A 667-nucleotide genomic window follows, 5' to 3' on the forward strand; every position below is an offset into this window, starting at 1 on the left:
CATCGGGTACCTCCCCTCGCGGGTGACGGACGGGCCACCGGGCGCCTGCGGCCGCGGGCGGGGAAGGGAGCGTCGGTTCCTGGCACGCCCGGTGCCGGACAGGGCATCGGGCGCGGGCCGCCGAGCGTGCGGGCAACGGGTCCGCCCAGCCCGGCGGCAGGCGACTTCCGGCCGGCCGCCCTCATCGTGCCCCGCCCGTCACTCGAGTCAGCAGGGCCGTCGAGGAGCGGCCGTCGAGGTACGGGAGGAGGACCGCCTGGCCGCCCCACTGCTCCAGCAGTGTCGCCTCGGGGAGGTCGGCGCCGGCGTAGTCGCCGCCCTTGACCCAGATGTGGGGGCGGAGTTCGGTGAGGAGGCGTTCGGGGGTGTCCTCGTCGAAGACGGCGACCGCGTCGACGCAGCTGAGCGCTCGCAGCACGCGGACCCGGTCGGTGAGCGGGTTGACCGGGCGGCCCTCGCCCTTGCGGCGCCGTACCGACGTGTCCGAGTTGACGCAGACGACAAGGCAGTCGCCGAGCCGCCGGGCGGCCTGGAGCAGTCCGACGTGGCCGGCGTGCAGGAGGTCGAAGCAGCCGCCCGCCGCGACGACGGTGCCGTGCGCGGCACGGACGCGGGCGGCCAGGGCGTACGGGTCGCCGTCGCCGTGGTCCCCGTCGGCGGGCGGAAA

The 667-nt window shown here is 76.5% G+C and carries 1 protein-coding gene; it reads right to left on the reverse strand.

The genetic code is table 11. The features are described from left to right. Window positions 1-181 precede the first annotated feature (181 nt). Window positions 182-667: D-glycero-beta-D-manno-heptose 1-phosphate adenylyltransferase (gene rfaE2, locus CLM62_RS35245; protein WP_095753957.1), on the reverse strand; the 486-nt coding region annotated here is incomplete at its 5' end.

This window comes from Streptomyces sp. SA15 (assembly GCF_002291145.1).
Lineage (GTDB): Bacteria > Actinomycetota > Actinomycetes > Streptomycetales > Streptomycetaceae > Streptomyces.